3 protein-coding genes are annotated in these 2,780 nt (G+C 56.9%); all 3 read right to left on the bottom strand.

Annotated features, from left to right (window positions below; genetic code table 11):
• On the bottom strand, positions 1-573 hold a 573-nt coding region (locus tag WCA53_RS09750; RefSeq protein WP_423908497.1), incomplete at its 3' end, for an efflux RND transporter permease subunit.
• Positions 573-1,883, bottom strand: coding sequence for an efflux RND transporter periplasmic adaptor subunit (locus tag WCA53_RS09745; protein WP_423908495.1), 1,311 nt, complete (start codon positions 1,881-1,883; stop codon positions 573-575). The genes WCA53_RS09745 and WCA53_RS09750, both read right to left, overlap by 1 nt.
• A 5-nt stretch (positions 1,884-1,888) precedes the next feature.
• Positions 1,889-2,780: TolC family protein (locus WCA53_RS09740; protein WP_423908493.1), on the bottom strand; the 892-nt coding region annotated here is incomplete at its 5' end.

Genomic DNA, 2,780 nt, shown 5'->3' with positions numbered 1-2,780 from the left:
GCCCTGCACAGTTACAGTGCTGACACCGTTTACACGATTCAGTGGTGGTTGGAGCGTGTATGTAGCAAGTTCCCAGAGCTGAGTTTGTGAGAGCGTGTCTGATGTCAGGCTGTATCCGAGAATCGGAAATGTCGCGAAAGTAAGTCGATTTGTTGTGATTTTCGCTGTTGATGGCAACGATTGCTGCACGCGGCTCAAAGCTGCATTCACAAGCTCGAGTGTGCGAAACATATCGGCTGACCAGTCAAAGAACAGACTCACCTCGGCAGTGCCACGGCTCGTAGTAGAGCGGACTGTCTGAAGCCCGGGGACGCTGTTCACCGCGTCTTCAATGGGCTTTGTGATGGTTACCTGCATCTGCTCGACTGGCATCACCCCGTTGTCAACGCCGATCACAACCCTCGGAAAGTCGGTTTCGGGGAATACAGCGATTGGTGTTTTGTAGAACGCGTAAATGCCGATAGTCGTAACGATAAGCGCGGCGAAAAAAATCGTGCGATGCCAGCGCACCAGCCAAAAAGTAGTGCTGGAAGCCTCTACATGCGCTGACTGAGATCCAGGGGCCGAAGACATTAGTCCTTTGCCCCCTTGTCATCGGGACCTGCGCCCTTATCGCCGGTGTTGTCCTCCTTGTTGCCGCCGACTTTCACTTTCGATCCGTCATCGAGGCCGTAGCCTCCTTCGGTAATGACAAGATCAGTTGGCGACACTCCGTCGACGATCTGAACCTTCTCCGGGGTGCGCAGGCCAAGCCTCACCGAACGCTTCTTCGCTGTACCGTCAGGTTCTATGATCAGCACATTCGTGCTGCCGTCATCGGCAGGCAGGATCGCAGGCGCTGGCACCTGGACGGCGTCAGGGATTGTGATCCCCTGCAAGACTGTATGAACCGGTGTGCCGACTTTGTATCGCCCGTCCGCATTCGGGAGTTTCAGCCACACCTCTACGGTCGTTGACCCCGGGTCGAGGGCCGGACTAATCAGGGCAACTGTCGCCGCCTGAGGGTCGTTGACCCCCGGGATGAATACCTTGGCAGATCCACCAATCCTCAACTTCTGTGCCGACGACTGCGCAATGTGAAGCTTCGCCAGCAGAGAGCTCGTGTCCATTACGGTGATGATCGATGAGCCGGCCGGTGCGGTCTCTCCTGGAAATAGGGGCCGATCGGTTACGACGCCGTCGATAGGGCTGCGTAGATTCGAGTAGGTAATCTGCGCCTCTGAATTCATTAGACGTCCTTGTGCGGACGTGAGCTGTCCCTTTGCAGCCTCCTCGTCTGTCTTGCGAGTTGTGCTTTCGACGCTCTGCAAATGTTTTGCCGCCGTTTCGTAGGCCGCTTTCGCCTGAACTGCTGCGGCAATCGCCGTGTCCGTGTCACGCCCGGCGATTGCACCCTCCTGCAACAGCCGCTTGCGCTCCTCAGCTGTTCGGTTGGCGACTTCAAGATTTGCTCGCGCCTGGTCGACGTCTAACTGTGCCTTCTGAATCTCTTCCGGAATCGTCGCGTGGGTTGCCGTTAGATATGCCGCCTGCGCCGAAGCCACCGCGCCCTTTGAATCGAGCGCGCTTCCTTGCAGATCACGATCTTCGAGCGCGATCAAGAGTTGGCCTTTTCGTACATGCGCGCCACGCTGCACATACTCCGCCCGGATCGGGGCGCTGATGCGAGGCGCAATCGATGCTTGTGCCAAAGGTGCGAGGATTGCATCGGCCGTAATTTGCTCGGAGATTGGTCCAACGGAAGGGTGTTCGGCCTGCACCGCTACAGCCTTGTCCGCTTCATCCTCAGTTGCAGCCTTCTTGCACCCTGAAATGAAGCCGGGCAACAGCGTCAGTACAATCGCGAGTGTCCATCGAGATAAAATACGATTCCTGCGTGACATCCGGGCTAGAGCCTTCCTGTCAGAGTTTCAAGTTGTGCTAGTGCCGTCTCATACCGAACAAGGCCGTCTGCTTGTGCGTTCTCTGCTGAAATCAGCGTGTTTTCAGCGTCCACAACATCGAGCACAGTTCCTTCTCCGTTTACATAGCGCAGGTTGGTGAGTCGAAGGCTTTCTCGCGCATCAGTCACGCTAGCATCCAGCGACGCCAATTGACGGCGGGCTACATCAGCCTCGTCATAAAACTCCGCTAAATCTGCTATCAGCTTCCGTTGTGCATTTGTCAGTGCCGCTCTTGCGCCCTGGGTCCGGAGATTTGCCTCTTTTACCTTACGTTCTGAGGTCAACCAATCCCAGACAGGAATGTCGAGCGTGGCGCTTGCTGAGTAACCAAGATTCCGAGCTCCGTCTGGTCCTCTCTTGGCAAACTCGGGTGCATCGATGCCATAAGTGAAGTTCAGCGCGAGATCGGGGAGAAGTGCCGCCCGCGCGTTGAGCGCTTGCGCCTGGCTGACTTGCACGCCAGCGAGGGCGCTCCGAATCTCCGGATTATTGGCTTTTGCCGCCGCTTCAACACTGGGGAGATCCGGCAGGATTGCCGGATTTCCAGGAGAGACGAGGGAGTAGCTCGTCGAGGGATCTGGAAACAAGAGCACCCCTAGTTCCAGGCGCGACTTGGCTACTGCTAACTTCGCGTCTTCGAGTTCGCGTTCACGCTGCTCTGTTCCGAGTCGAGCCTTCACGACATCCGCATGGGCTGCCTCGCGAGCGTTTTCCCGCTTCATGGTGATGTCTAAGAAACGGTTTGCCTCATCCAAGGCTCGCTGGGCCACGGCAAACTTCTCATTGGCAGCGCCGCTTCCGTAGTAGAGACCCACGACAGTCTGCACCAACCCACGC

The organism is Caballeronia sp., assembly GCF_049581465.1.
Taxonomy (GTDB): domain Bacteria; phylum Pseudomonadota; class Gammaproteobacteria; order Burkholderiales; family Burkholderiaceae; genus Caballeronia.
The sequence above is the reverse complement of the archived record's forward strand: the minus strand, read 5'-3'. Positions and strand labels throughout refer to the sequence as shown.